Raw genomic sequence first — 26,056 nt, forward strand, 5'->3', positions numbered from 1 at the left:
TGCGCACCAGATTGGACGTCTCCTCCGCTGCGCTCCGGAGACGAACGGTCCGCTACGCGGACCGCAGCCGGGACGCAGTCCCGGCTGCCGGCTTCCGCTGCGCTCCAGCCTCCCCCGCGCTTCGCGCGGGACGGGCCTACGGCCCTCGCAGCAGCAGGAGGTGGGGTGCTGAGACTCCCCGTCATGGACACCGAAGCGTTCTGGCGCCTACTCGGCACCGCCGAAGACAGCGGTGAGCCTCTTGATGACGCGGTCGCCGCCCAACTGGCAGCCATGCCCGCGGAAGAGATCCTCGCGTTCGAACACCGCTTCACCCAGCTGCGCCACGCGATCCACCGCTGGGACGTATGGGCAGCCGCCTACCTCATCGGCGGAGGCTGCTCTGATGACCGGTTCTGCGACTTCACCGCCGGCCTCGTAGCCCTCGGACCCCACTGGTACAACCGGGCGAATGCGTGCCCGGACGAACTCGCCGAACATCCCGCCGTACAGGCCGCGGCAGCCACCGGCGACCAGGAGGCCGTGTTCGCCGAGGACTTCAGCTTCGTGTCCTGCCGTGCGTACGCGCAGCTCACTGGTAACGAAGACGGCTTCTGGGAAGCATGGGAGACTGCAGCAGCGCGCACACCACGAACGAGGCGGACGGAGACCAGGGCATGGGCGAGCCGTTCGATTTCGACGACACCGACCAGATGCGCCGGCGACTGCCGCGGGCGGGCGCCCTCTACCCCGCCCCCAGCTGACCCACCCCCGGTTCACAGACTCGACTTGCTTCAAAATATGCGGCGGATCGAATCTGGATCAAGGGCCTCGCGGCGGGCGCACAGGGCCGTCTCGCTGTCGCCGACCACTGAAACTGCGCAGCGTTCAGCGAACCTGCGCATCGCTCCGTGTCCAGAGGAAAACCCGGCCTGCGACACCTGCTTGCTGATCAGCAGTCCTACCAGAGCGCGGGCTTGCCGTTGGCGTGTTCCGGGAGGTTTTCACCTGCTGAGTGGGTCTCTCGATCTGCGCATTGTGCAGGTAGAGCGGGCGGCTCTTCACTGGCCGCTGTGAGCAGCACGAGCAGTGTGGAGCAGTCCGGATGCGTCCGGGTGCGTGTGGGGGACGTCGATGTGCGGTTCATCGGCTCGGATGGCTGGCTGATACAGCGCCCATGGCTGGCGGTAGCTGCGGAACTGGTCCCGGCAGACTGCGCGCCGGTGGGTGGCTTCGCGGTGCGCCGGGGTAAGCGGCTGGCTCCGGGGTGGTGGTGGGCGGCTACCACGGGGCGGCTGGTGCGCTATGGGAGCGCGGCGATGCGGGACCGGTTGATGCTGCTCGATCGGGATCCTCAGGTGGTGGGGCTGGCGTGCTGTCCGCTGGAGTTCTGGCTGCGCGCGGCGCCGACGGGGGGCACGTGCTCGTTGACTGTCTCGGTCCGGGTGGGCTGTCACGCCAACTGGCCAGCAGGGTAGGTGTGTTGCGGCGGTGCGCGGAGGAGGTGGGATGGCAGTACCGGGTGGAGCCTTCGGGGGATCCGGTGGTGGTGGGCAACGTGCGGTGGCTGTCGGGTTACCGCCACCCCCGCTGCGCAGGCGGGGTCCGTCCCGGCGTGCTGGTTAAGGCCTTCGCGTATCCGCGCCCCTTGGCCGAAGGTGCTGCTGCGCTCGGGGATGTGATCCAGACGCTGCCTGCCGTCTATCACGGCCTGTGGAGCGGGAGGCTGACTGCTTCGCTGGACCGGCCGCTCACTGCCGGAACCCTGATCGCCGCGGCCGGCCAGAAAGCACGGTGAACGGTGCGCCATGCAGTGGAGGTGGGTGACCAAGTCCGTTTTGCCGGAGGTGTGTTCATGCTGGCGGGGCTGGACGGACCCCGGTGCCGGATCGTGGGTGAGGACGGGGCCGTCCAGGTCCTGCTGCTCACCCAGTTGTACGCCGACGCGGACTTCGAAGTGGTCAACGGCTGCGCCGAACACCGGGCACCTGGATGGGGATTGCTGGACGGCCTCGATGCGGACGTACGTGAGAGGGCACTCGCCTGGCAGCGGCACATCCGCGAGGTCGAGACCGGTCATCCCGAGCCTGGTGGCGCAGAGGCACCGCGCAAAGAGTTCGACCCCGCAGCGCGCAGCCTCGCCGAGCGGGAGGCGGCCAAGGCAGCGGAACTCACCGCGCAGGGGCAGCCGGTCAGTGTGGCCACCGTCCGGCGGAGGCGTGCCCGCTACCGCAGGCAGGGCGTGTGGGGCCTGGTCGACGGACGGGCCGGCCGGGTGCGATCGCCGTGGGGACGTGCCGATGAACGAGTGGTCGCCGCGATCAGGACAGTTCTTGAGGCGCAGCAGGAGCGGTCCACCGGCACGCTGGGCCGGCTGCGGCGGCAGGTGGGCTGGCTGCTGGAGGACACCTACGGAGCGGGCGTGGTGACGGTGCCGCCGGTGACGACGTTCAACCGGCTGGTGCGTGCAGTCGCCGACGGCCAGGGGCTGCTGGGCACCGCGGTGCAGCAGCGTTGGCGGATCTCCCGGCCCGAGCCACCGTTCACACCGACCGTTGTGGCGCGGCCCGGCGAACTCGTCATGATGGACAGCACCCCGCTGGACGTGCTGGCCGTGCTGGAGGACGGAGGCACCGGGCGGCTGGAGCTGACCATGGCCATGGACGTGGCCACCCGCAGCATCACCGCCGCCGTGCTGCGCCCGCGGGGCACGAAGGCGGTGGACGCGGCCATCCTGCTCGCGCACACCGTCGTGCCCGAGCCCCTGCGGCCCGGCTGGCCCGACGTGCTGGCCATGGCCTCCTCGGTGATTCCCTACGAGCGGCTCGTCGGCATCGACGCCCGCATGCGTGGTGCCGCGGCCCGGCCGGTGATCTTTCCGTGCACCGTCGTCATCGACTAGGGCAAGGTGTTCGTCTCGCAGTGCTTCCTCGCGGCCGCCGAACATCTCGGGATCTCGGTCCAGCCGTGTCCGCCCGCCTCCGGCCATGCGAAGGGCCATGTGGAGCGCGGCTTCGAATCCGTCGGGACACTGTTCGCGCAGTACGTTGCGGGCTACACCGGCTCACACATCGGCGCGCGTGGCCGGCGGATCGAGGACGAGGCGTGCTGGACCCTGCCCCAGCTGCAGGAGCTGCTGGACGAGTGGGTGGTCAGCGGGTGGCAGGAGCGCCGCCACAGCGAGCTGCGCCATCCTCTGATGCCAAGGCTGGCGCTTTCGCCCAACGAGATGTGGGCGGCCCTGATCGGAATCAGCGGGCACGTCCCCGTCTCGTTGAAAGCGGCGGACTACATCGAACTGCTCCCTTCCCGGCGGTGCGCCATCGGCGCCGAGGGGATCCGGTTCGACTACCGCACGTACGACAGCACGGCGCTGGGCGGCCATCGGCACCGCTCCACCGCGCCAGACGGCAAGTGGGAGGTCCACTACAACCCCTACGAGCCGGTCCGCTGCTGGGTACGCCTGCCCACCGGGTGGGCCGAGGTGGGCTGGATCCACCGCACCTTGGTCAGCCGGCCCTTCTCCGACACAGCCTGGCGGCACATCCGGACCGTCGTCGCGCAGCGCACAGGACGCGCCGAGCACGAGGAACACCTCGCCCGCGCGCTCGACGCGCTGCTGCGGCGTGCCGCAGCGGCCACGGCTGGCGGCCGCGGCCCTCAGCCGACGCGCTGCTGCGGCGTGCCGCAGCGGCCACGGCTGGCGGCCGCGGCCCTCAGGTTCCCCGGGCGGACGGCGGCTCGGCCTCATCCGGGGCCGGCCCCCTGGCGGTCATAGCTGGGCGCAGCGGGCTCACGCCGCATCCCGGTCTCACCGGCGATGACGAGGAGGGCGAGCAGGACCACGGCCAGACGGACGGGCCACACGACGACATCGCCGTCAGCCCGTGGCACATCTTCGACGCCCACCAGGAGGCACAGCAGTGGTGACCCCCGACCCGCCAGCAGTGGAGCCGGCCGATCCATTCGCTTCACCAACCGCCTGGCGGGAGTGGATGCAGTTCATCGACGCCGAACCAGCACAGCTGCCCGGTCAGGGGCCGTGGACACTCGACGAACGCCTCGACTACCACTCCCGGTTCGTGATCCTGTCCACTCCTGCCATGGGCAAGATCTCCCTCGCGTTGCGGCGCCTGATGATCCTCAACCGGCGCCACAACGGCACCGCCCGCCGCGGGCTGATCGTCTCCGGGCCGCCTACCACTGGCAAGACCACCACCCTCCAGCAGCTCGGCCGTTCTTTTCACCTCGCCGACCGCGCCCGCCACCAAGGCCCCGGCTGGCGGCTGCCCGTGGTGTTCCTGTCCGTACCTCCCGCCGCCACACCGAAGATGCTGGTCTCCGAACTCGCCAGGTTCCTCGACCTGCCGATCGCACCGCGGATGAACCAGGCGCAGATCACCGACGCCGTCTGCGGTGTGCTCCGCGATCTGGCCACCAGCTCGTCCTGGTCGACGACGTCCACCTGCTCAACACCCGCACCCGCGCCGGCGCCGAGACCTCCGACCAGATGAAACACCTCAGCGAACGCATCCCCGCCACCTTCGTCTACGCCGGGGTCGACGTCGACAAGTCCCCGCTGCTGACCGGGAAACGCGGAGCCCAGCTCGCCGGACGCTTCAAACTCGTCACCAACCCGCCTCTCGCCTACGGCCATGCCGCCCACACCGCGGCCTCGGAAGGCCTCATCGGCGGTATGGAGAGCGCCCTGCGCCTTCACCACCACCGCCCAGGGACCCTCATCCGGCACGCCGCCTACCTCCACCAGCGCACCGGCGGCAGGATCGGCAGCCTCTCCGCCCTCGTACGCGAAGCCGCCATCGCCGCGCTCCTCGACGGCACCGAGAAAATCACCAAACAGCTGCTGGCCGGCATCGAAGTCGACCAACTCGCCGAACAAACCGCCCGGCCACCGGCCCGCCGCACGACCGGCCGGAGCATCTGACATGCCCACTCGCCGCCACCGCTACCTCAGTCCGCTGCGCGTGGCTCCCATGCAATGGGAGACCACCGCCTCCTACATCCAGCGCCTGGCCCAGCGCCACCACCTGACCACCACCGAACTACTCCACGCCCTCGGCATCCCCACACCCCACACCCACCCGGAGTGCACCCGACCCCGCAGCCCCTCCACCACGATCGAGCTTTATCTGAACCCCGCCAGCCGCCACCTGATCACGCAGTTCACCGGCATCGAGAACACACGCCTCACCCACGCACTCCCCCAGTGGGGCAAGCACCGCGACAAATCCCCCACCGCACCCCCCAAAGCCCGGCTCCGGCTCGCCCCCGTACACGCCGTCACCGGTTGCCCCCACTGCACCCTGACACGCACCGGCCACGCCCACCCCGTCCAGCAGTACCTGTCCAGCACCGCCCTGATCTGCCGCCGCCACCGCATCTGGATGCTCGGCACCCACACCCTGAACGGAAAACCGTTCCCCACCGAACACGCCGACCTGACCCGGACCCCCGAGATCCTCGCCGCCCACCAGGATCACACCCGCCTGCTCAGACGCTGGGGCCAGGCCGCCGACCACGGCCTCACCTACGCCATGGCCCTCACCGAACACTGGCGACGCACCGCACCCGCCGACGAACGCATCTGGCCCGCCCGCACCCGCCGCGTCAGCACCACCCGCACCCGCCTGTGGTACGCCCTCGCCCGCGACGCCATCACCTACCCCGAAACCATCGCCCTCGCCCAGCTCTTCACCCGCCACCCCCGCACGCTCCACATCCTCGAACACCCCGGCCGACCCCACTCCCTCCACACCACCATCGCCGCCCTCCTCGGCCGAACCTGGCTGACCGACCCCACCCACTACCCTTCACAGTTCCTCGAGCGCCCCCACTACACCCCCGGCCGCCGTCCCCTCCCCCACCGCCCATGGCCCTACCGCCACAAGCCCTACAACCCAGGCCCCACCGAACTCACCGAACTCGGCTACCACCCACCCCACTGCCGCCGTCCTCCCCACTAGGCTGAAGGAGTGACAGAGTGCGTCGACAACCCGGCCGAGAGACTGCACAACCTTCTCCTCGAGTTCTGCCAGGCCGGCAAAGAGTTGGGCCCCAACTCCAGCAACTGGAACGCCTGGGCCCGGGCGCTCACCTACGAGGACTCGCCCCTCGCTACGGACAGCCCTGAATTCTTCGAACGGCTCGCCACAGCGATGACGCTGCCCCAGCAAATCCGCCAGGCCATCGCCGCCGTGGTGACCGATCCCGTACGGCAGGACTACCTGCTCGGCCCCCTGGCCAGCGTCGAAGCCGCCATGCGAGCGTCCACTCAGGTCGCCCACCAGGTCTCCCACGTGTGGCAGCACTTCAGCAAGGACGGCGACGCGGACAGCAGCGCCGCGATCTACAGCCTGCTCGGCTGCGTCCACGAACTACGCAGCGCCCACGTCGAAACCGGACTGACCGAAGCAGACGGCCAGAACCTCACCGCCATGATCAACGACCTCATCGAGGCCGTACTCGCATCCGAACTCGACGAGGCGGACAAGCAGTTCCTCCTCACCCGGCTCAACGACATGCTCGCCGCCATCCAGCAAGCGCCCGCCTCCGGGGCCGCTACGCCATAGAAACTGCCACCGACGCCGCACACGGCGCCCTCCTCCGCCGCCCCAACCTCATCCAGCGACTCCATAACGCCCAACTCCTCGAGCGCCTGGCAAACCTGATCAACAAGATGCACGCCGTACTCACACTCGCCAGCCAGACCGCCCAGCTGGGACAGGACACCGCCCACATGCTCGAGCGCGGGCTAGGCAACTAACCACCCCACCCCAGGGTTACGGCGTGGTCGGTGAGCGCCCCGTCCAAAGCGGTGCGTCACATTGATCGGCCCGGAGAACGAGACGTCGAAGCGATGTCCGTGGTGGCCCGTAGAGTGCACAGCCCCCGGCTGGAGAAACGGCTGCGGCTGTCGGTGGCAGGGAGACAAACAGGAGGCCCACGGGTGGGGAACGTGAGGACGGGCGAGGAACGGGAGCACTGGGAGCTGCTTCCCGGAGTTGGCGTGGGACCACTGCGGTTCGCAATGAGCCCGGCCGAGGTCGCCGACGCACTCCAGGTATCCGGACCCCGGCAACGGGTGGGCGGCCCATACGCACAGGAAGACTTCACCGACGGGGTGAGCGTGTTCTACGACGCCGCAAAGCTGGCATGCGTCGCGCTGGATGCGGCCACCGGCCCGCAAGTCGCCCTCGCCGATGTCCCCCTGACCGGGCGCGATCCCAAGCAGACACAGCAATGGCTCCTTGACTACGCCGCTGAACACGGGAACTGCCTGCTCTACACCCTCGACGGCTCACTCGCACTGACCGATCTCGGGCTCCTCCTGCGCTCACAACAGGTCGGCAACGCGCACCTGACGCGTCCGCTCATCGTGATCGAGGAGTGGCTCGAGTCGACCTACTACCGGGACCACCTACCGCTGGAAGAAGCCCCCACCAAGCCGGAGTAACTCTCGAGCCAACTCACCCCGCTGCCAGAGATCAACAGTCCCCCACAGCCCACAGCGAAGAACCAAAAACCACACCGCCGCCGTCCACACCCCGACGACCACCGAAACTGCGCAGCACCCAATCAACCTGCGCAACGCCCCCAACCGATGGCATCACCGCAGGTCAAATACCCGGCCGACCGCCAACTCTGCTCACCATCAGTGGGTGATCAAGCACCCAACCCCAACCAATACACCTGCACAGTCCCAGCTCACAGCCCTGCCCACTACGCAGAAAAACTGGTCCCTGACAGCGGACCAGTGAAACTGCGCAGCGTCCAACGAACCTGCGCGGCTCCGCGGTCGGTGGAAAGCCCGTGTCTACGGCGCCTGTGTGCTGATTAGCAGTCATACCAGAGTGGAAGCTTGCCGTTGGCGTGTTCCGGGAGGTTCTCGCCCGGTAAGGGGGTCTCTCCATCTGCGCATTGTGCAGGTACGGCGGTCGGCTCTTCACTGGCCGCCGTGAGCAGCACGAGCGGTGAGGAACGGTCCGGGTGTACCGGGTGCGTGTGAGGGATGTCGGTGTGCGGTTCATCGGCTCGTCTGCTGGAGCAGCGGCTCTGGCTGGCGGTGGCCGCGGAAATGCCGCCGGTAGATGAGGGGCCCGGGGCTGCCCGTGCGGTCCGCCCGGGGTACGCATGGGCGGGAAACGAGCGCCGGGGAGAGCCGTGGCAGCAGGGGCGTTGCGGACCGTGCGGCTGGCCGGGGAGACCACCGCGTCGCTGATCCATCGCGTCGCGGCCCGCTACGGGCTGGCGCTCAGGGACGTGCTGCACCTGTGGATGTGCCGTAACTCCCCTGCCCGGCACGACGGCGGCGGGGTGCGGGCCGATGCGGAGCTCGTGCTCAACCCGGCCGGGCGGCAGGTGCTGGCCAAGTTGTGCCGCGCCGCGCCGGAGGTGCTGGCACGCGCTTTGCCGGCCTTCTCGGTGGATGACGCTGAAATCACTACCGGCGAGGAGGCCGGGGTGGCGCAGGCGCGGTGGCGTGCGGCGGGGCCGGCCGCGTTCGGCTGCCGTCTGTGCACGGCCGGGCGCACCGGAGAGGCGGTGCGCGTGGTGCGGTACGCGCCGCGCTGGCAGCGGGTCTGTGTCCGGCACGGGCGCTGGCTGCTGGACGCGGACGCCGACCAGCCGCTGGAACACCTCGATGTGCGCGGTGTCCCGGAGGTGGTGGCGGCGCAGCGGCAGTGTGCATCGTTGGTGCGACGGGCAGTGCGGGCCGGGGCGCAGCCGGAGGCGGTGCTCGCTGTGGCGCACGCGGTGGTCGCCCACTGGTGGGCGCAGGCCCTGTACTGGGAGCAGGAGGAGATCTGGCCACGCCGCCTGCACCAGGTGGCGGGCGGCAACGCCGGAGCGGAGCTGGAGAGATGGCGGATCGTGGGGCGGGACGCGGCGGTCTTTCCTGAGGTGGTGGCCGTCGCCGGAGCGCTGCTGGATCCGGCGATGGCCGGCCTGGCCTGGAGCGGCGGCGGGGAGGAGCCGCGGCCGATGGGTGCCGATGGGCAGTTCTGCCGTCGGCTGGGCGCGCAGGTGGGGCGCGACTGGCTGGGGCCGTTGATCGCGGTCGACCACGGCAGCCCGCTCGGTAGCTGGAAGTGCAGCGGCATCCGCGGGGGCCGGGACAACGGCCATCCGTCCGGGTGGGTCGAGGATCCGTGGCGGAGCATGACGGCAGGTCACCGGCCCCTTGTCGGGGCTGCGTTGTCAGTGGTGGGAGATACGTTCGAGGTCTTGGAACCGCTGTTGCACGACAGGATTGGACGATGACCGAGAGCAGTGTGCTGCCCGCGCTCAGGGTGGTGCTGACGGACGTCAACGAGCGTGTGGTGGAGGCGTGGCGCGCCGCGTTCTGCGACACTCCCGGCATCGAGATCCGCAAGGGCTCGATCCTCGACGAGGACGTCGACGCCTGGGTCACCCCGACGAACTCCCGGGGCCGGATGGACGGCGGGGTCGACGCCGTCATCAAGCGGTACCTGGGGTCCGGCATCCAGGTGCGCGTCCAGCGGGCGATCCGCGACCGGTTCGCCGGGCCCATGGCGGTGGGCAGCGCGGTCTGCGTCCCGTCCGGCGCAACCGTCCCCCGGTACGTGATATCGACGCCGCCGATGGTGCGGTCCTCGCAGAACGTGAGCGCCACGCTGAACGTGGCGCTGGCGTGCGCGGCCGCTTTCCAGGCCGTCCACCGGCAGAACCGGAAGAAGCCGGGCAGTATCCGGTCCGTGGCGCTGGTCGGGATGGGAGCGCAGACCGGCCAGGTGCCGGCTCGGGTGTGCGCCAATCTGATGTGGACCGGCTACACGCTCTTTCACGACCACTGGTTCGAGGACGACGACGAGCTGCGGTCCACGATCATCTCCCAGCTCCACGGGATCGAGACCGTGCCCGTCGACCAGCGGGTGCGCATCGTGCCGCCGACGGCCGTCACGCCCGTCGCCCCCATGTCGGCGCCCGAAACTGCCGCTCCCGCTCCCTGCGCCGCCCCCTCCTCTCCTTCTGCCACGACGAGCGAAGGCGCCTGCGCCATGGCCGGATCGACGACCGGCGTCCCGGCTCCGGACCAGCCGCTGCAGCCCCAGCCCGATGCGAACGACCCCCTCGCCCTGAACGAGCTCTTCGACGGCGGCGGGGAGGCCTGGCTCCCGCTGCTGAAGCCGGTCATCGAGGCGCAGCCGGACGCCGCACGGTTCATCGGGAAGGACCGCAGCCACGAGGTGGTCCCGGTCCGCGAGCTGACGTTCCAGGCGCTCAAGCCGAACCCGCCGCACAAGTGGAAGGTCGTGGTCTTCGGTCAGAACCCGTACCCGCGGCCGGAGAGCGCCACCGGCATAGCCATGTTCGACAACACCTTCAGCGACTGGAAGGACAGCCAGTTCGGCCGGGTCGTCAGCATCCGGTGCCTCATCAAGGCGGCGGCGATGTGGAAGTACGGCATCGCCAAGAAGACCCCGATCGGCGACGTGCGGGCGCTGCTGAAGGAGCGGGACACGGTCCAGCCGCCGGAGTGGTTCCAGGCGATGCTGACGCAGGGCGTGCTCCTGCTGAACGCGTCGCTGACCGCGAGCGGCGACGGGGCGATGGGGGCCGACCAGCACACGGCGTTCTGGCGGCCGGTCGCCGAGCGGATCGTCGAGGAGATCCTCAAGGCCAAGCAGGACGCGACCGAGGAGGACCGCGGAGTCGTGTTCGCGTGGTGGGGGGCGCACGCCCGCAGCCTGAAGCGGGTCGTCCTGCGGCTCCAGCAGAAGTACCCGGACGTCGAGGTCCGGCACCTCGACCACGCGAACCCGGCGGCACAGGGCGACATCTTCTGCGAGGGCGACCACTTCGCCCAGGTCAACGGCGCCCTGACCTCGCTGGGCGCCGATCGCATCGACTGGCTGCCGAGCAAGGGGTGGAACGAGCCGGCGGCCGGCGTGGGCGGTGTGGACGGGGGTGTCTCGGCGCGCATGGGCGCTTTCATCGAGTCGACCATGAACCTGCACCAGCTGTACCTGGAGCGCCTCACCAGCGTCAAGGACGAGGGCCTGGTCCTGCCCACGATCAGCGGTGTCTTCGACACCCCGCTGATGGACTTCCAGGACGCCGTCGCCCCGGTCTCCGCGGCACTGTCCGGGCTCGCCGGGCACATCCAGCGCTCCCGCGACTTCGGCAAGCAGCGTGCGGACCAGGCGGCTGGCGGCGGCCTGTCCGCCGACGCGATCGCCGCGCTCCACCTCTACACCTGTGAGTCAGCCTTCTACCGCGAGATCAACAGCGTTCTGCGCTCCCCCGACCGTACCAGGGTCACGCCCTACCTGCCGTACCTGCGGCTGCTGTTCTCGGCGGTCTCGGAGCTGCCGGCCTACACGCAGCCGTTGTGGCGCGGGGTGTCGCTGGACCTTCGGGCGCAGTACCCGGTGGGCCGGACGGTGACCTGGTGGGGCGTCTCCTCGTGTACCTCCGAGCTGAAGGTGGCCAGGGCGTTCCTGGGCAGTCGCGGCAAGCGGACCCTCTTCGAGGTGACGCCGGCCCGGGCGGTCGGGATCAAGAGCTTCTCCGCCTTCACCGGCGAGGAGGAATACATCCTTACGCCGGGTACCCAGCTCAAGGTGACGGAGGTAAAGAGCGAGCCCCGCGGGCTGTACACGGTCCGGCTGAGCGAGGTCACGGACGCCGCTCCCGTGGTGTCCTGAACCCTCGCGCCCGGCAACCACATGGCACAAGCCAATACCGGTCCCGCCGCTGCCCCTGCTGCAACCCGGGGTTTCCACGTCCTGAGCGAGCACGGCGGCCATGAGCGTGGCTGGCAGCGCGCCGTCGCCGAGGCCCGCACCCTGTACGAGCACGGGCAGGACCCGGACGACGCAGGGCCGCCCCGCAGGCGGCGCCCTGACGTCTGTCCGCGCAGCCGCGCCCGGCCAGCGCACTGGTCCTCATGGTGCGCCAGCTCGTCCGGCGCGGAGCGCGGAGGCCCTGCCGACGCGCAACACCCTTGAAGGCCGCCCGAACCCCCCGAGGCTCCACCGCACCACACCCGCCCCCCTTTCCTTCCTTCTTTACTTTCTGGGCGAGAGCGTTGTGGGCGTGCAGAGAGGGGATGTCGGGCACCTCGACCACGCCCAAAAGGCTTGGTGACCTGCGGATACGCCGTCAGATGCCAGGGAAGGGCGGACAGTTGTCGGCGGGGTTGTCGGAGGGGTCCCCGGACCGGTTGCGGGCGTGGTCGGGGGCGGGGTTATCGCATCGTGACGCTGGTCGGGCCTTCATGGTCGATGGTCTGGTCGGGGCCGGCTGCTGGCCTGGACGTACGCGCGGCGCCGGACAGGATCGGCGCCGCACTGTACGGGAGGGGCGATGGTGGCGATGCTGAACGTGGACGCGGGCGGCGGAGACCGGCTCTGGGTTCTGCGCGGTCAGCATCAGGTCCAGGCAGGCCTGTCGCTCAGCGGGGTCGGCGCAAAGGGTGAACAATTCCTCGAGCTGGTCGACCACGACGATTGTGGCCCCGCGCTCGTTGCTCGCTCTCATCACGGTTGTGATGGCGGACAGAGGCCGTGGGCCGGGGGTGAGGATGCGGAGAGCCGCCGGCGCGGTGGGTGGCTGCCTCGCTTTGCAGGTTTGTCTGTGCTGGTCGGGGCGTGATCCGAATGCGTTTGGGGTCGTTCAATGCCGTACGGATGCTGTGCCCGCCGGGACAGAGGAAACGGCTCCGGACGGCCGTGCACGGGGATGAACGAGACGGAAACTGAGACGGGCTCGTGAGGGGCCACGCGGCGCAGCGTCACTTCCGGTGTTCACTTGGTCGTGCTCTCGGTGGTTTTCAACGATCCTCTGTTGCCCGGTTCCACACTCTGACACGTTGTGAGTGAGAGACGGGGGCGAGACATGGTACGCAGACGTGGCGCCTGGGCTGGGTCTGGAGTGGCGGGCGCTGCCGGGTTGGTGACGGCGCTGCTAGGACCTGTAACGAACTACGCGAGTGACACGGTTCCGCGATGGGCTGCGCACACGTGGGTGGTGTGGCCTGTCTTCGGGTTGTTGGTCTCGGTCAGTGTCGGACTGCTGCTGTGGGGCCGGCGACTAGATGGCAGGTCGCTGGCGGGGCATCTGACGCCGGTAAACAGACTGGCTTCGACCCAATACGCCTCGCTTCGGCGTCAGCATGTGGAGCGGGTACGCGGACGGGAGACAGAACTAGCGTTTCTGACGCGGACACTGCGCCGGCCACAGGGCAGATTTGCCGTGGTCTGCGGGGCTGGGGGTCTGGGTAAGACAACGCTGGCTGCGCAGCTCGCGGTGCACGCTGAAGAGAGAGGCTGGACGGTGTTCTGGCTGCGATGGCGCAACCCAGTGCACCTTACTGAGCAGCTGACACAGGTGGCCTTGGCCTGTGGGCTTTCGGAGCAAGCTCTGGAGTCAGCTCGGGTTGGCCATGAGAGCTTGCCTGATGTGATTTGGCAACAGCTAGAGTCCTCGCGACGGTGGCTGATTGTGCTTGACAATGTGGACGAGCCGCAGGCAGTGGACCTTGGTGGTGAGCCGGTGGCGCACTACCGGGGTTGGATACGCCCTAACGGAGGTGGTCTGCTCTTGGTAACCAGTCGAGACACCGGTGATCAGACATGGGGGCCACGTGCGGAACTGCTGCGGCTTGAGCCGCTGGCCGTATCGGATGCAGGTCAAGTCCTTATGGATTTAGCTCCGCGAGCTGGAACTGAGAGGCAGGCCCGGGAATTGGCAGCCCGGCTGGGAGGCTTGCCGCTCGCCTTGCATGCCGCAGGCTCCTATCTCGCCACTGCTACCAGCCGCTACCGGTCTTTCGATCAGTACCGTCAAGCCTTGGACGCCGAGTTGCCTACGCTACTAGGCGCGCAGCACCATAACGCCTCCGATCCGGATGTCGCTCGCAGCGTGGTCCGCCACACCTGGGAGCTGTCTCTCGACCAGCTCACCACTGAGGGCAACACCTTGGCCCGTCCGCTGCTGCGGATGCTTGCTCTATTGGCCCAGGCTCCCATCCCAGTGACACTGATTACTCCGGACCTGTTGGCCGCCGCGACCGACGAGACGGTCACCGTTGTTGGCCTGGAGGCCGCTCTTGCCGGGCTATACCGATACGGACTCCTTGGCTTGCCTGACCCCGGAACCGGATTGGAGCCAGCTCAGGAAGCCAGCGCTCAGGTGGTGCTGCACCCCCTCATCCGGGAGATCAGCGCTCTTGCTGCCAGGGCAGAGCCCGGCGGCTCAATGCGGTGGCATCGAGCTCTTATTAGCCGGCTGTCTGAAGCCGTCCGTGACGTAGTGGAAGCCGGGCGCTCCGGCTGGCCCACCGCCCTGCTTCTGGCGCCGCACGTGAGAATCCTCCTCGACCACAGCACGTTGCAGACGCTCAGTGGTGCCCGGGACACGATCAATGCTCTCGCTCGTGTATTGCACACCGCTGGTGCCTACACGTCGGAACACAGTCTTCATCAACATCTCTGCAGCGCACAGACTCGCCTTCTGGGCTCCGACCATCCCGAGTTGCTGAACACTCGCAACAGGCTTGCCATCGCTCTAGTCGGGATGGGCGCGTACGCGCAGGCGGTTGACTTGCACCGGCAGACCCTGGCCGAGCGACTGAGAATCCTGGGACCCGACCACCCCGAAACGCTGAGCAGTCGAAACAACCTGGCTTGGGCTTTGCAGAAGATGGGTGAGTACGCGCAAGCGGCTCATCTGCATCGGAGGACTCTGGAGGACCGGCTCCGGATCTTGGGTCCCGACCATCCCGAAACCCTGGTCAGTCGTGCGGACTTAGCCTGGGTGCTCGCAGAGATGGAGGAGTATGCGGAGGCGGCTGATCTGCATCGAACGACACTTGAGGACCGGCTCCGGATCTTGGGCCCTGACCATCCCAGCACCCTGCGTAGCCGCAGTGGTCTTGCCAATGCCCTGTTTGGGATGGGGGAGTATGCGGAGGCGGCTGATCTGCATCGGAGGACCCTGGAGGACCGACTGCGGATTTCCGGTCCCGACCATCCCGAAACTGTGGGAAGCCACAATAGCCTCGCTACCGCCCTGTTTGGGATGGGGGAGTATGCGGAGGCGGCTGATCTGCATCGGAGGACCCTGGAGGACCGACTGCGGATTTCCGGTCCCGACCATCCCAACACCCTGCGTACCCGCAGTGGTCTTGCCAATGCCCTGTTCAAGATGGGGGAATACGCGGAGGCGGCTGACCTCCACCGACGTACCCTTGAGGCCCGTACGCGGGTCTTGGGTGCAAGCCATCCGGACACCTTGCGCAGCCGTAATGATCTGGATGAGGTTCTAGCGACTTCCCGGCTTGCACATCGACGACGAGATGGTCGGCAGCACCGCGGGCCAACTACTGAATGAACCGACTACGGCCGCCTGGCGAGCACGCGCAAGGCACCTGCTTTGCAGGAGAGGGATCAGTCCTGCCCGTAGCAGGGAGGACTTTCCGCTCCCGGACGCCCCGACGACAGCGACCAGACGGTGGGCGATGTACCGCTCGGCAAGCTGGGCGGCGAGCTCGTCCCGGCCGAAGAACAGTTGCGCGTCGGCAGGTTCAAAGCGGGCCAGCCCACGGTAGGGGGCCTGCGTATCGTCGCCGTCCTGCGACTCGGCGGCCACTCCCCGGGGCGCCGCATGCCAGCGTTGTTCCCACTCTGAGGCATCCGCACCGCACGCTCCCGCATACGCCAGTACCACCGCGGGACGGCAACCGCTCCCCCGACGCCGCCCGTGACAGCGTCGCCATCGAATAGCCCGTGCGCTGCGCCATGGCCCGATAAGTCAGAGCCCCCGCTTCCTGACGCAGCTTGCGCAGCTCGAAAGCGAACGACTGAACCGGACCCGCCGCCGGATCCAGTTGGCGTTCACGACGGCCCATTCCCGCCTCGCCTCTCCCGGTCAGTACAACGTCGCGGGCCTCAACCTACGCATGGCCGTCAAGCTGCTTCCTTTCTGAGCTGCGTTTTCCGGTCAATCCCCAGGTGCAAAAGCGTCTCGGAGATTTGTTGCACGCCATGGAACGGGGGTGCGCAACAACGCGCCGGCCCGGAAACCTGATGCCCGGTCGGCGCCGGACAGCTTCACGCGGGACGGCGCCGCCCATCGGACCATGTCCCGCATCCGGCCCCGACGTCTGCCTCAATCTCAGGCGTCCGGCCGCCTTCCACCGGAGGTAAACATGTCGTTGCTCTCCCGTACCGCAGTGCTCACCGGCGCGGCCCTGCTCAGCGGCGGCCTGATCGCCGCCGCCCCGGCCGCCACCGCTGCCCAGGCCCAGCCGCAGCCAGCCCATGCTGTGCTCAGCCCCTCCGCGACGGCCTCGTGCGGCGGCCACTCCACCAACGAGCCCACGATCAGCGAGTGGACCTCGGACGCCCAGGCGGTGTACACGTTGCAGTGCCTGCTGAACAGGTCCTTGAAGCACACCAAAGTGAGCGTTGACGGCAGCTTCGGGCCGACGACGCTGAGCGCGGTCAAGCGCTTCCAGTACTGCGACTACATCACCCGCGACGGCATCGTCGGCCCGCAGACATGGTCAGACCTGGTCTGGTGGGCGGGCAGCGACTACTACGTCGACGACCCCTGCCGCTGACGCAGAGGAGCAGCATTCGCCGTTCGAGGCGGCGGACAGAGCGGTAAAGCAATGACTGCGGCGGCCGCGCGGAGGCCGCCGCAGGAGCCACGACGCCCGCCCGCATCCCGCAGTCGTCGCACAAGTGCGGGTGGCTGTCACCGCAGCCCCGGTCGACCACGGTGCTGGGCTGGCCCTCCATCGGTCGTCAGTGAACCCAACCCCGCAGTCCACGCACACCTCGGGCACGCATCCGTGAGAGATGCCGTCACCTTCACCTCCTAGATCCCTGCCCCCCCCCCTCACCGGCTGGGACTTCGTCAACGATCTGGCATCCCACACCGGCAGCACGGCGGTTCGGCGCAACGTGCCCGTGATCACTACGACGAGTTTGAACAACGCCTGCTGACCACCAGGCCCGACCCAGCACCCAGTGTTGTAGGGCGCAGCGCATCCGGGCAGAGAGCCCGTGCGTCCTCACTTTCCGACGGACGCAAGGGGGAGGGTGGCATGGTGGGCAGCGGCCGGCAACGGGCGAGGACGGTACGACCGGCCCGGCGGCGGCCGGGACCGGGCCGGGTCCGGCCCCGAGCCCGGCCCCGCAGGCCGGCAGGACTCCGGCAGTGGTGGCGCCGCATCGACTGGGGCAGGGCCGGGACCATCACGGCGGTCGTTGCCGCTCTCGCGGGACTGCTGCTCACGGGCGTGTCCACGCTCTACGACGCGCTCGTCTCGCAGGGCGAACTGGAACAGGCGCACCAGGCGGCCGATCAGGAAACCCGTGCCCAGGCCCTGCGCGTGTCCTACTGGACGGAATACCCGACGCCCTTCGTCAAGCGCTTGCATGTCATCAACAGTTCGCCGGATCCGGTGTCGGAAGCAGATCTGCTCCTGTCGCCTGCAGAAGCAGGTCCGGATCATGTGCTCCAGCTCCCGGTCCTGGCACCGTGCTCCGAAACGGTCATGAAGGAAGAAGTGTGGGCCGGACAGTCGGGTCAGGGGCCGCCGTACGCGCCGAGTGACCGGCCACCCGGCGTCGTCCGCTGGATGGCGTTCCGCGACCGGGACGGTGTCATCTGGAAACGGGACGGCAAAGGGCTCTCCCGCTTGTCCAACGACTGGACCGTGATGAGCGTGGGCAGTCGCGACGCCACCTTGGAAATCACGGGTGTCACCGAGGGCACACCCGGTGTCCTGTCGGTGAAACAGACCCCGTCGTGCGGAAACGGCTGACGCCCTCGCACGCCCCCGACCCGGCACCTCACAGTTCAGACGCGCCCTCCACAGGTGCCAGTCCCGCGCCGGACTTTCGGCCGGGCAACGTGCACGCCTCTCGTACAGGGCGCCGGGCACACCGCCGTACTTCCTCCCAAGACCGTTCTCTGTTCCGGAACCCTCTGTCCGTCTCGGAGATCTGCGGGAGGCGGGACTTGCACTTGGCCAGTTGCTCGGCGTGCGGGGTGTTCCCGTCCAGCGGCATGAGCCGCCCCGCACGCCGTTTGCCCCGGCTGGAGCGGGCACAGCGCGACCGTGAAAAGCCCGAGGAACTCCGCATCCTGCCGAGAAGGCTGCCGTGGCCCGCCAGGTGCCGGCCGTGCCGGACCCTCCCAACCTGAGCCAGGGCCTCGGAACCTGTACGCCCGGCTGGCGGCCGGCCAGACACCACCCCGGATGAAGTCCAGGGTGTGGTGAAGCCCGCAAGACTGCCGCACAGCGGCTCTCTGGGCGGCCCCCGGCAGGCCCCCGATCGGGCTCCCCGCCGAACGGTGAACGGCCCCACGCGGCGTGCGAACCGGGCGCGGGGCCGTGAACCCTACAGTCCTGTCAGAGCCGGGCACCACGAACGTACGAGACCACCTGACGGGCAGGCACATCGGACGGGCCACACGAGTGACCGCCGGACCAGACCGCACAGACGACCGGCTTCCTGCCGAAGCCGCAGCGGGCGGGAACGTCGAAGGGCCCGGCGCCTGCCAGGCCCTTCGACTCTCGTAGCGGGGACAGGATTTGAACCTGCGACCTCTGGGTTATGAGCCCAGCGAGCTACCGATCTGCTCCACCCCACGTCGGCCCGGCCACTCTGCCACGTGGGTGCGGCGGTCCTGGTACACGTCCGTGCGGCTGTCACGGCCGACGCCGGTATGGACACGCACGGTGGCACGCCCGTCCAGGCGGACGTGGTGAAAGGTGTAGGTGTGGCCGTCCTCGTCGGACAGGGTCCAGCCGTCCAGGTTCACCGCCCGGCAGGTGGTGTTGGTGAGGTCGATCCATTCCTTGTTGAGGGAGCGGTTGGAGCGGTCGTCCCGGTCCGGGGAGTCGTACTGCACGGCACTGATAATCATCTGGGCCCGGTCGGCGCGCCCCGGGTGGTGGTCGGCAGCGCCACCGCCCCCACGCAGGCGGCCGCAACGGCAGCGGCGGCAGACAGGCGACGGACGGCGACAGAAACGGAAACAGACACGAGGTCCCCCTTCATGTGCGCACCCCAGCATCCGCAGCAAAGCCGCATCCCCGGAGCAGCAAGGCTCTCAGTGGGGGTGAGCTCGGAGGCGTCGACAACGCGGGCTGAGGGTACATTGAGCGCCCTCAGCCCGCGTTGAATTTACGGCCCGGCTCGCCCTTCCGGGGCTACTCGTAGATTCGGGCAGCGGCGACTACTTTCGCGACGGTCGCCCATGCTTCATTCGAAGGAATTGACTCGCCATTCCTCCGGAAAATCTCATCGCAGTCCATCACCCACGCCGCCATCGCCTCCAAGAATGTTGAGATTTCTCTATTCTCCCAACGCTCAGGATCTTCTTGAAAATCCCGAGAGACCGCTGCGAGAAACGCCGACAAACTCTGCCGATCATGCACAGAGTGAGCTTCTTGCCAGAAGTTCATTACTCTACCTAACTCGAATTGACGCCCCGTCATTTTTCGTCGTGAATTTCCATGACTCCTGCTCAACCTCGCGCGGTGATGCTTTCACGAACCGTACGGGAACATCAGCTTGCTTGAACGCGTAAAGACGCCTGTTGTCCAGTGAGTATATGTTTCCATCACGCTCGAATACACGGATCGGCTGGATGTCGTCGGCGCTTTTCTCGCCAGACTGCAACTCCGCGATCGTCTCGTCCAGGGAGCGGCCATCTTTGTATGATCCCTTGATGCTGTCCTGAGTGTATCGAATCTTAGCAGGATTCATCTTTCCACCTGCTGGAAGACCGCGCGGTCCCGGCTTAGGAGCTGCGCCTCCGCTTGCTGCGCCATCCGCTTCACGGAAAGCCCGTCCGAGCTTGTCGGAACCGGAGTTGAACCATCCCGTTCCGACGTAAATCATTCCGGAGCCTGCTGCCATAGACGGGACACCCGCCTCGCACAGAACCCCTACGCCGCACTCGACGACTCCGGAGGCAAAAAGCCCCGTGCCGAAGACGTCAGTGAGCGCGCCGCCCGCCGTTTGCGCCAGTCCAGACCAGAAATCGCCGTCGTGCACAAGGCTGGACAGGTAATTGCCCGCGTTCGAACTGGAGTCCCCGGGACCTGTGATCGGCTTGCAGACCTCTGTGAGCCCCGTCCCGCTGCAGTCGTAGTAGGGGCCACTGTCCGTGTTCCCTGAGCTGTCCGTGCTTGCGGTTCCTCCGGCGTTGTAGCTTTCCTTGTTGTCGGCGTAGCGCTTGTTGGCTGACTTTCTCTTCTTCCCAGGAGTGTGGCCCGGTGTGGTGTTCTCGTAGTCGGGTCCGGGGCGCGTCGGGCAGTCGATGTCGGCGCACATTCCGGTCGGGTCGGCACTGGTGACCGGACTGTTGCTTGCGTACGAATATCCGTTCAGCGACTGCGGTGCGTCCGTGGCAAGTACCGGGTCGACGCTGATGAACTGCCCGTTCACCGGGTCGTACTCACGTGCCCCCACCTGTGTGAGGCTCGTCGAGTCGTCGGCCGACTTACCCAGGAATGCCTTGTCGTCCGGCCATGACGGTGTCTTGGCGCCGCGCGGAGCACCGAATGGGGTGCTGTAGCGCTTGGTGACCGCGTAGGTGCTGGCGTCCAGGGCGATGCTTGAGGTGCCGTCGTGGTCGGCGGCCAGGAAGCTGAGCTTCGTGCCGGAGACGCCGGAGGTGGCCGTGCGGACCGCGATCGTCTGGCCGTTCGCGGTGTAGTAGCGGGTGCCGGAGGCGGTCTTCGTGGTGCCCTTGGTCGTGAGGCGGAGTTCCGTGCCGGCGCCCAGGTAGAGGATGGTGTCCCCGTCGCCCTTGGCCCGACGGATCAGGAGTTCGCCGCCCGCGTCGTAGAGGTAGCTGGTCTCCTTCGTGTTTTCCGTCAGCTTGGACAGGTCGCCTTCGGTGTTCCAGGCCAGGGTCTGCTGGGCGGTAGGGCCGGGGCGGGAGGTGGTGTTGCCGCTGCTGTCGTAGCGGTAGGTGCTGGCGCGGGCACCCGTGGTCTTGTCCAGCGTGTGCGGTTTCTTGTCCGTCGTGTCGTCGTAGGTGTATGTCGTGGTCTTGTCGCCGGACGTGGCGTGCTGGGTCTCCGTCTTGCGCTGGCCCGCGTCGTTGTAGGCGTACGACGTCCAGTACGGGGCGGCTCCGTCGAGGTTCGAGACGGTGCGGCCGGAGGCCGCACAGTCCGCGGTCTTCGGGGTCCAGGCCTCGGTCATGCGGCGGTTGCCGTCGTAGGCGAAGCACTGGTAGTCGGCCTTGGCCGTGCCGCCCTGGGTGGTGGCGTCGAAGATGGAGGTGACGTTGCCGGCGTCGTCCTGGGTGAACTTCAGTTCCTGCGGCATGTAGCCGTGCACGTCATCGGTGACGTAGGAGCGGGTGAGGCGGCGGGTGCCCTCCTCGTAGTCCCAGTTGAGGTACGCCTTCTTCGCCGAGGACGCGCCGTCCGTCCCCACGGTGAGCTGGCGCAGGTCGCCCTGTGGGGAGAATGCGGCGCCCTGCAGGTAGCCGGTGGTGCCCTTCGCGGTGAGTTGCTGGCCCAGGGCGCCAAAGGTGTAGGAGACCGTTTCGGCGGCCAGGCCGCCCGCGGCCGGTGCGGAGTACTGACTGATTGTGCCGTCCAGGTTGTAGCCCGTGCTGAACGACAGCGTCTTCGGCACGTACCCGCCCGAGACCAGGGGTTCCGTGTCAGGCAGGACCAGTTGACTGCCGGTCACGTGATACATCGCGTCGAAGGCTGTGACCTTCTCGGTGTACGCCTTGCCGGTCACACCGCCGTCGTACCGGGTGGCAGTGTCCTGCTGTCCCTTCGCCACCGCGTCGAAGCCCCAGGCGGCGAGCTTGTTGGCGTCGCTCTTGTCGACCTGCCACATGCCCGTCTTGCGGCCGAGGTCGTCATACTCGAACAGCAGCTTCTTCGAGGCGTCGTCGTTCGGCGTGGTACTCACGACCTGGTCCAGGTCGTTGTACTCGGTGCTGCTCTTGCCCTTGTCTGGGTCGGTCGCCGTGGCCTGCCGGCCGAACAGGTCGTAGGTGTATGACCACTTGCTCTGGTCAGGGCCGGTGACCGTCTCCTGCTGCCCGGCAGGGGTGTAGGTGTAGTCGGTCGTGGTGTAGGTCGTGCCGGTCGGCGTCGGGCCGGCGTACTCGCGGCGCTGCGTCGTCTGACCCAGTGCATTGGTGACCACGGCGGTCGCCTGGCCGCCGGTCGGCGCGGTGGTCGCGACGGTGTCACCGGTGTAGCTGGTGTCGGTCGTCCAGCGGGTGACGCCGTGGACCTTCGTCACCGCCTTGGTGGCGCGGCCTGCCCCGTCGTAGGTGGTGTCGGTCTGGATGGGTGCCTGGCCCCCGGAGATCTCCGCGGCCTTGGAGCTGGGCAGTGACGTGCTGTCCCAGATGTCGGACTGCTGGCTGACTGCCAGGCCGCGTGCGTCGTAGAGCGACAGGGAGATGAGCCGGCCGCCCTGCGGTGTCGACGTCTGCACCTGGCGCGAGCGCAGGAGCGAGTCGTAGAACTCGTAAGAGGTGTCGTAGCCGGAGCCGTCGTTCTTGAGGGTCCCGGTGGAGACCCAGGACATGTCCGAGCTGGTGACCTTGTAGTCGTAGATGTAGTTCGGGGTCTTGCCCAGTGCCTTGGAGCGGTTGGGCAGCCACAGCTTGGTGATGCGGCCGAGGCTGTCGTACTCGCTCTCGGTGACCTTGTTGTTGGGGTCCGTGCCCTTCAGCGTCGCACCGGTGGCGAAGTCGAAGGCCGTAGTGGTCTTGTACGTCTTGGCGTCGGTGACCGCCGTCAACGTCAGCGGGCCGGCCGTCGTGGGCGTGTAGGTGGTGGAGGAGACCGTCAGGTCCTTGGTGTTCTTCACGATCTTGGGGCGGCCGAGGGCGTCGTACGTCGTCGTCGACGCTTTCTGCCAGAGCGGAGCGTCGCCGCTGCCGTACCCCTTGGCGCGGCCAGCCCAGTTGGCGTCGCCCTTGCTGGGCTTCTGCGAGGCCGACCAGGTCGTGGCCGTCGTGTCGTCGTAGACGGTCGCGGTGTCGGAGATGACGTCGCCGGCCCGCTTGGAGTCGGCGGGCAGGTCGAGCGCCGAATCCGCGGTCGCGCAGGGGGCGGCTACCGTGCGGGTACGGGAGACAAGGGAGTTGATGCCCTTGTCGTCGTTGCGGGCGTACCAGGTGCGGGTGCACCTTTCGTCGTCCTTGACCGCGTCGTCGCCCTCGTCCTCGACGGCTGCGGCCATGCCATAGTCGTCGTAGGTCGTCTTCACCGTGTGCACGCGGTCGTACGGCGTGATCTTGCTGGTGATGCTGGTGCGGTTGTGGGTGGCGGCGGTGCGCACGTAGTACGCCTCGGTGTCCGCGTACGACTTGTGCTGGGTCGCCGTCCGCTTCGACCACGGGTCGCTGACCGTGCCGCCGACTTCCGCATCCCCGTTGTAGGTCACCGACTCGCGGGTGTAGCCCGCGTACTGCTCTGAGTCGGTGATCTTGTCGGCCTTGATACCGGTGACCTCGACGCTCTTACGCTTGTCCGGATCCAGGGTCTTGCCGTCCGAGCCGAGGACGCGGTCACCGTTCATGCCGCGCAGGTAGACGGTGACTTCCTTGCTCTGCGTCTGCCCGGAGACGCCGGTGACGTGGGAGACCTGCTGGTAGCCGCGCCAGATGGACCAGGTGCGCTCCTTGGCCGGGGTCAGCGGGTCCTCGTCGTAGTGCCAGGCGCCACCGCCTGTGTACTGGTAGCTGTGCTGTACCTCTTCCGAGCCACCGAAGGGGTCGGTGGTGGACACCGCGCTGACCGGATACTTCTGGAACCAGTCGAGGATCGGGTCCTTCTCACCATTGGGCGACCAGTACACCGGGTAGCAGCGCTTGGTGTTCTCGTCCACCTTCGGCTTGGCACCTGCTGCGGTGCAGTCGGCGTCCAGGTAGGTGACGATCGTCTGCGCGCCGGTCTCGGACGTGACGGTCTTCAGGCGCGGCTTGTTCAGCGGCAGGATGTCGTCGGCCGTGCCGTCGACGCGGTTGGGCATCATCACATGGCTGAACTTGACCGGGTCCAGGGAAAGGTCGGTGCCCCGCTTGCCGGTGTGCTTGATCTCGTCCAGCCACAGCGACTGGTCCGTCGAGTCACCCGTGTCGCCCGGGTCGAGGTACAACTGCTTGAGAGCCCAGGTGTCCACCGCCTCGAAGGCAGGCGTGGAGGCAGCCGCGTTCCACGCATAGGTGGTGATGGCCGTCAGCCGCTTGCGGGTGAAGAACGACGGGCCGACGTTGCCGGTGCACTTGTCGCCGTCCTTGCAGATCGCGTCGAACGGCACGTCCGGCCAGTTGTCCCGGGTGTCCTTGGTCAGCGAGTCGCAGCCGGTGCCGGAGGCCAAGCAGCGCTCGTCGTAGGAGAAGACCACCTTGTCGGATGCGGCCGGGGATCCCGAGAACAGGGCGTCGGCCCGCTGGCCGTAGCGGATCTCCTTCAGGTAGCCGCCGCGGACGTAGTCGGTGCCGGTGTTGTCGTCGCCGAGCTTGTCGTAGTTGTTGTGCTCGGCCGTGTACCAGTACGACATGGCGTTACCGTGGGTGTCCTCGACGTAGTCGAGATTCCATCGCCACGCCTGGTTCTTGGATCGTTCGGCAAACGTGTCGCCGGCGGTGAAGCCGGGCTCGGCCGGGTCGTCGCCGAAGACGGGCACCGTCCATACCGAGTTGGTGCGGTCGCCGGCTCCGGCGCCGTCGAGCTTGTTCAGGCCGAAGACGTACTTCGTGCCATTCCCCGTGACGACCGTCCAGTACTCCCCGTCACCGTCAAGGCCGGTCGAGCCTTCATCGCCGTTGTCGGCGCCGGTGGAGTGAGTGACGGTGGAGGCGTCGTCGTCCTTCAGCCGCCACTTGCCTGTGGTGTCGTCCTTGACGAGTTCAGTGGCCTTGCCGTTCAGGACGAGGGAGGCGTTGTCGTACTTCCAGCACAGGTCGTACTTGCCGTCCTGGCCGTCGTCGTCACAGGAGCCGTACTTGCGCTCGACGTAGGACGAGGTGAGATCGAAGCCCGTGCCGACCTGGCTGCCCTGGTTGTTCGAGTTCGCCGTCTGACCGTCGACGGCACCGGAGTCGTACGAGATCGACAAATCCGGCTGGGGGCCGGCCGCCGCGGGTGGCACACGCAGCGGGTAGGACCAGGTGAACGATCCCGAAGAGCCGCCGGCCTCCCATGTGGAGGAAGCGGACAGCGGTGTTGCCTTGTAGTCGCCAGCGCCGGACTTCGCACCCGCGGCCAGGGCGAGCATCATCGTCTGCCCGCCGGAGGCGAAGCTGACGGGAGCCGCGATGCTGTCCTTCTCGCGGTTGTTGACCGAATCCAGTGCAATGCGCTTACGGCACTTCGCGGCCGACGGGTCCTTCACGGCGCAGTCGGGCAGGCGCATCAGTTGAAGGCGACCGGCCCAGTCACCACCGTAGGCGGAGGCGAAGGCGGAGTAGTTGATGCCGAGTCGGGCCTTGCCCCCGGCGCTGGGGCCGGTGAGCTTGAGGACCACGCCGTTGACGCCGAGCTTGGCGGCCGTCTTCTGGTCCAGGACCTGGACTGCGACGGACTGGGCCGTCTTACCCTTGCCGGGTGCGGTGAGGGTGACGGGCAGCGAGCCCGGCTTGGCCTGGCGGGTTCCCTTGTGGGGGACGCTGACCGATGCTGTGCCGGCTGTGGGCCAGGTGACCTTGCGCTGCTGGTCGTGGCGGGCTCGGGCAGCTGCCACCCGGTCGGCCTCGGCGGCCTTCTTCACCTCGGCCGCGGCCTTCTTGTTCACCGTGGCGGTGAACGGGCTGACTTTGGTGGCGTGCGGGGCCTTGAGGTGCGGACGTCCCAGTGGGTCGGTGTCGGCGGCGAAAGCGACGGGAGTCAGCAGGCCCGGCACAAGTGCCAGGCCGGTTGCTGCGGCGATACGCCGCAACCAGCGCTTTCCGGGTCCGGTCCCGCGACCTGCTGGAGGTCTGGGTATGCCAAAGGGGTTCATGAGGGGTCTTCCTACGAGGCGCCCGGGGTGTGCCGGCCGGGCGAGTGCCGTTGGGAACGAACAATGCAGAG

Annotated in this window: 20 protein-coding genes, 1 tRNA gene and 2 pseudogenes; 16 read left to right on the forward strand and 7 right to left on the reverse strand. The window is 67.9% G+C overall.

The features are described 5' to 3' along the window. Positions 1-183 precede the first annotated feature (183 nt). The 12 genes and pseudogenes from Q8A52_RS45125 to Q8A52_RS45180 all read left to right on the forward strand — a co-directional run. A pseudogene (locus tag Q8A52_RS45125) lies at positions 184-507 on the forward strand (DUF4240 domain-containing protein); the annotation flags it as partial. Positions 508-602: 95 nt separating this feature from the next. Then, on the forward strand, positions 603-743 hold the full coding sequence (locus Q8A52_RS45130) for a hypothetical protein (protein WP_316763781.1): 141 nt from the start codon (positions 603-605) through the stop codon (positions 741-743). A 656-nt stretch (positions 744-1,399) separates the two neighbouring features. Beyond that, entirely contained in the window at positions 1,400-1,777 is a 378-nt protein-coding gene (locus tag Q8A52_RS45135) for a hypothetical protein (RefSeq protein WP_316763776.1), read from the forward strand. Positions 1,778-1,834: 57 nt separating this feature from the next. Continuing rightward, positions 1,835-2,881: a hypothetical protein gene (locus Q8A52_RS45140; RefSeq protein WP_316763658.1), complete on the forward strand. Its 1,047-nt coding sequence runs from the start codon at positions 1,835-1,837 to the stop codon at positions 2,879-2,881. Positions 2,882-2,887: 6 nt separating this feature from the next. After that, complete coding sequence (locus Q8A52_RS45145; protein WP_316763661.1) at positions 2,888-3,757, forward strand: hypothetical protein; 870 nt, start codon at positions 2,888-2,890, stop codon at positions 3,755-3,757. Positions 3,758-3,974: 217 nt separating this feature from the next. Next, positions 3,975-4,493 (forward strand): TniB family NTP-binding protein, encoded by a 519-nt coding sequence (locus Q8A52_RS45150; RefSeq protein WP_316763664.1) that lies wholly within the window; start codon positions 3,975-3,977, stop codon positions 4,491-4,493. Continuing rightward, positions 4,490-4,924, forward strand: coding sequence for an ATP/GTP-binding protein (locus Q8A52_RS45155; protein WP_316763666.1), 435 nt, complete (start codon positions 4,490-4,492; stop codon positions 4,922-4,924). The genes Q8A52_RS45150 and Q8A52_RS45155 overlap by 4 nt, the downstream gene beginning before the upstream one ends. 1 nt (position 4,925) lies before the next feature. Then, positions 4,926-5,963 (forward strand): TniQ family protein, encoded by a 1,038-nt coding sequence (locus Q8A52_RS45160; protein ID WP_316763668.1) that lies wholly within the window; start codon positions 4,926-4,928, stop codon positions 5,961-5,963. A gap of 9 nt (positions 5,964-5,972) precedes the next feature. Then, the gene (locus tag Q8A52_RS45165; RefSeq protein WP_316763671.1) at positions 5,973-6,569 is read left to right on the forward strand and encodes a hypothetical protein; all 597 of its coding nucleotides are present in this window, start codon (positions 5,973-5,975) and stop codon (positions 6,567-6,569) included. 377 nt (positions 6,570-6,946) lie between these two features. Then, positions 6,947-7,453, forward strand: coding sequence for a hypothetical protein (locus Q8A52_RS45170; protein ID WP_316763673.1), 507 nt, complete (start codon positions 6,947-6,949; stop codon positions 7,451-7,453). A 731-nt stretch (positions 7,454-8,184) separates the two neighbouring features. Beyond that, positions 8,185-9,261, forward strand: a complete 1,077-nt coding sequence (locus tag Q8A52_RS45175) for a TniQ family protein (protein ID WP_316763676.1) — start codon at positions 8,185-8,187, stop codon at positions 9,259-9,261. After that, positions 9,258-11,669: a macro domain-containing protein gene (locus Q8A52_RS45180; protein ID WP_316763678.1), complete on the forward strand. Its 2,412-nt coding sequence runs from the start codon at positions 9,258-9,260 to the stop codon at positions 11,667-11,669. The genes Q8A52_RS45175 and Q8A52_RS45180 overlap by 4 nt, the downstream gene beginning before the upstream one ends. 457 nt (positions 11,670-12,126) lie before the next feature. On the opposite strand, the gene Q8A52_RS48940 is transcribed toward Q8A52_RS45180, so the two are convergent. Next, on the reverse strand, positions 12,127-12,549 hold the full coding sequence (locus Q8A52_RS48940; RefSeq protein WP_332845906.1) for an nSTAND1 domain-containing NTPase: 423 nt from the start codon (positions 12,547-12,549) through the stop codon (positions 12,127-12,129). A gap of 312 nt (positions 12,550-12,861) precedes the next feature. Between Q8A52_RS48940 and Q8A52_RS49375 the strand changes: the two are divergent. Together Q8A52_RS49375 and Q8A52_RS45185 are read left to right on the forward strand one after the other, a co-directional pair. Next, positions 12,862-13,815, forward strand: a pseudogene (locus Q8A52_RS49375) (AAA family ATPase); the annotation flags it as partial. Further along, on the forward strand, positions 13,816-15,357 hold the full coding sequence (locus Q8A52_RS45185; RefSeq protein WP_316763681.1) for a tetratricopeptide repeat protein: 1,542 nt from the start codon (positions 13,816-13,818) through the stop codon (positions 15,355-15,357). On the opposite strand, the gene Q8A52_RS49510 is transcribed toward Q8A52_RS45185, so the two are convergent. After that, complete coding sequence (locus Q8A52_RS49510; RefSeq protein ID WP_456300752.1) at positions 15,289-15,615, reverse strand: nSTAND1 domain-containing NTPase; 327 nt, start codon at positions 15,613-15,615, stop codon at positions 15,289-15,291. The two genes, Q8A52_RS45185 and Q8A52_RS49510, sit on opposite strands and share 69 nt — an antisense overlap. Continuing rightward, positions 15,551-15,874 carry a helix-turn-helix domain-containing protein gene (locus tag Q8A52_RS45190; RefSeq protein ID WP_456300753.1) on the reverse strand — a complete coding sequence of 108 codons (324 nt, stop codon included), beginning with the start codon at positions 15,872-15,874 and terminating at the stop codon, positions 15,551-15,553. The genes Q8A52_RS49510 and Q8A52_RS45190 overlap by 65 nt, the downstream gene beginning before the upstream one ends. A 300-nt stretch (positions 15,875-16,174) precedes the next feature. Between Q8A52_RS45190 and Q8A52_RS45195 the strand changes: the two genes are divergently transcribed. Then, positions 16,175-16,588 (forward strand): peptidoglycan-binding domain-containing protein, encoded by a 414-nt coding sequence (locus Q8A52_RS45195; protein ID WP_316763684.1) that lies wholly within the window; start codon positions 16,175-16,177, stop codon positions 16,586-16,588. Between the two features lie 684 nt (positions 16,589-17,272). Then, positions 17,273-17,800, forward strand: a complete 528-nt coding sequence (locus Q8A52_RS45200; protein ID WP_316763686.1) for a hypothetical protein — start codon at positions 17,273-17,275, stop codon at positions 17,798-17,800. Between the two features lie 759 nt (positions 17,801-18,559). Here the strand turns inward: Q8A52_RS45200 and Q8A52_RS45205 are convergent. From Q8A52_RS45205 to Q8A52_RS45215, 4 genes are all read right to left on the reverse strand, one after another. Beyond that, a tRNA-Met gene (locus tag Q8A52_RS45205) sits at positions 18,560-18,633 on the reverse strand. Beyond that, a complete protein-coding gene (locus tag Q8A52_RS45210) occupies positions 18,595-19,059 on the reverse strand; it encodes a lamin tail domain-containing protein (protein ID WP_408649372.1) in 465 nt (154 codons plus the stop codon). The genes Q8A52_RS45205 and Q8A52_RS45210 overlap by 39 nt, the downstream gene beginning before the upstream one ends. A 136-nt stretch (positions 19,060-19,195) precedes the next feature. Continuing rightward, entirely contained in the window at positions 19,196-19,483 is a 288-nt protein-coding gene (locus tag Q8A52_RS49515) for a DUF7660 family protein (protein ID WP_456300754.1), read from the reverse strand. Next, entirely contained in the window at positions 19,455-25,985 is a 6,531-nt protein-coding gene (locus Q8A52_RS45215; protein ID WP_316763687.1) for an RHS repeat-associated core domain-containing protein, read from the reverse strand. The genes Q8A52_RS49515 and Q8A52_RS45215 overlap by 29 nt, the downstream gene beginning before the upstream one ends. Between the last annotated feature and the right edge of the window lie 71 nt (positions 25,986-26,056).

Source organism: Streptomyces herbicida, assembly GCF_032656585.1.
GTDB lineage: Bacteria > Actinomycetota > Actinomycetes > Streptomycetales > Streptomycetaceae > Streptomyces > Streptomyces herbicida.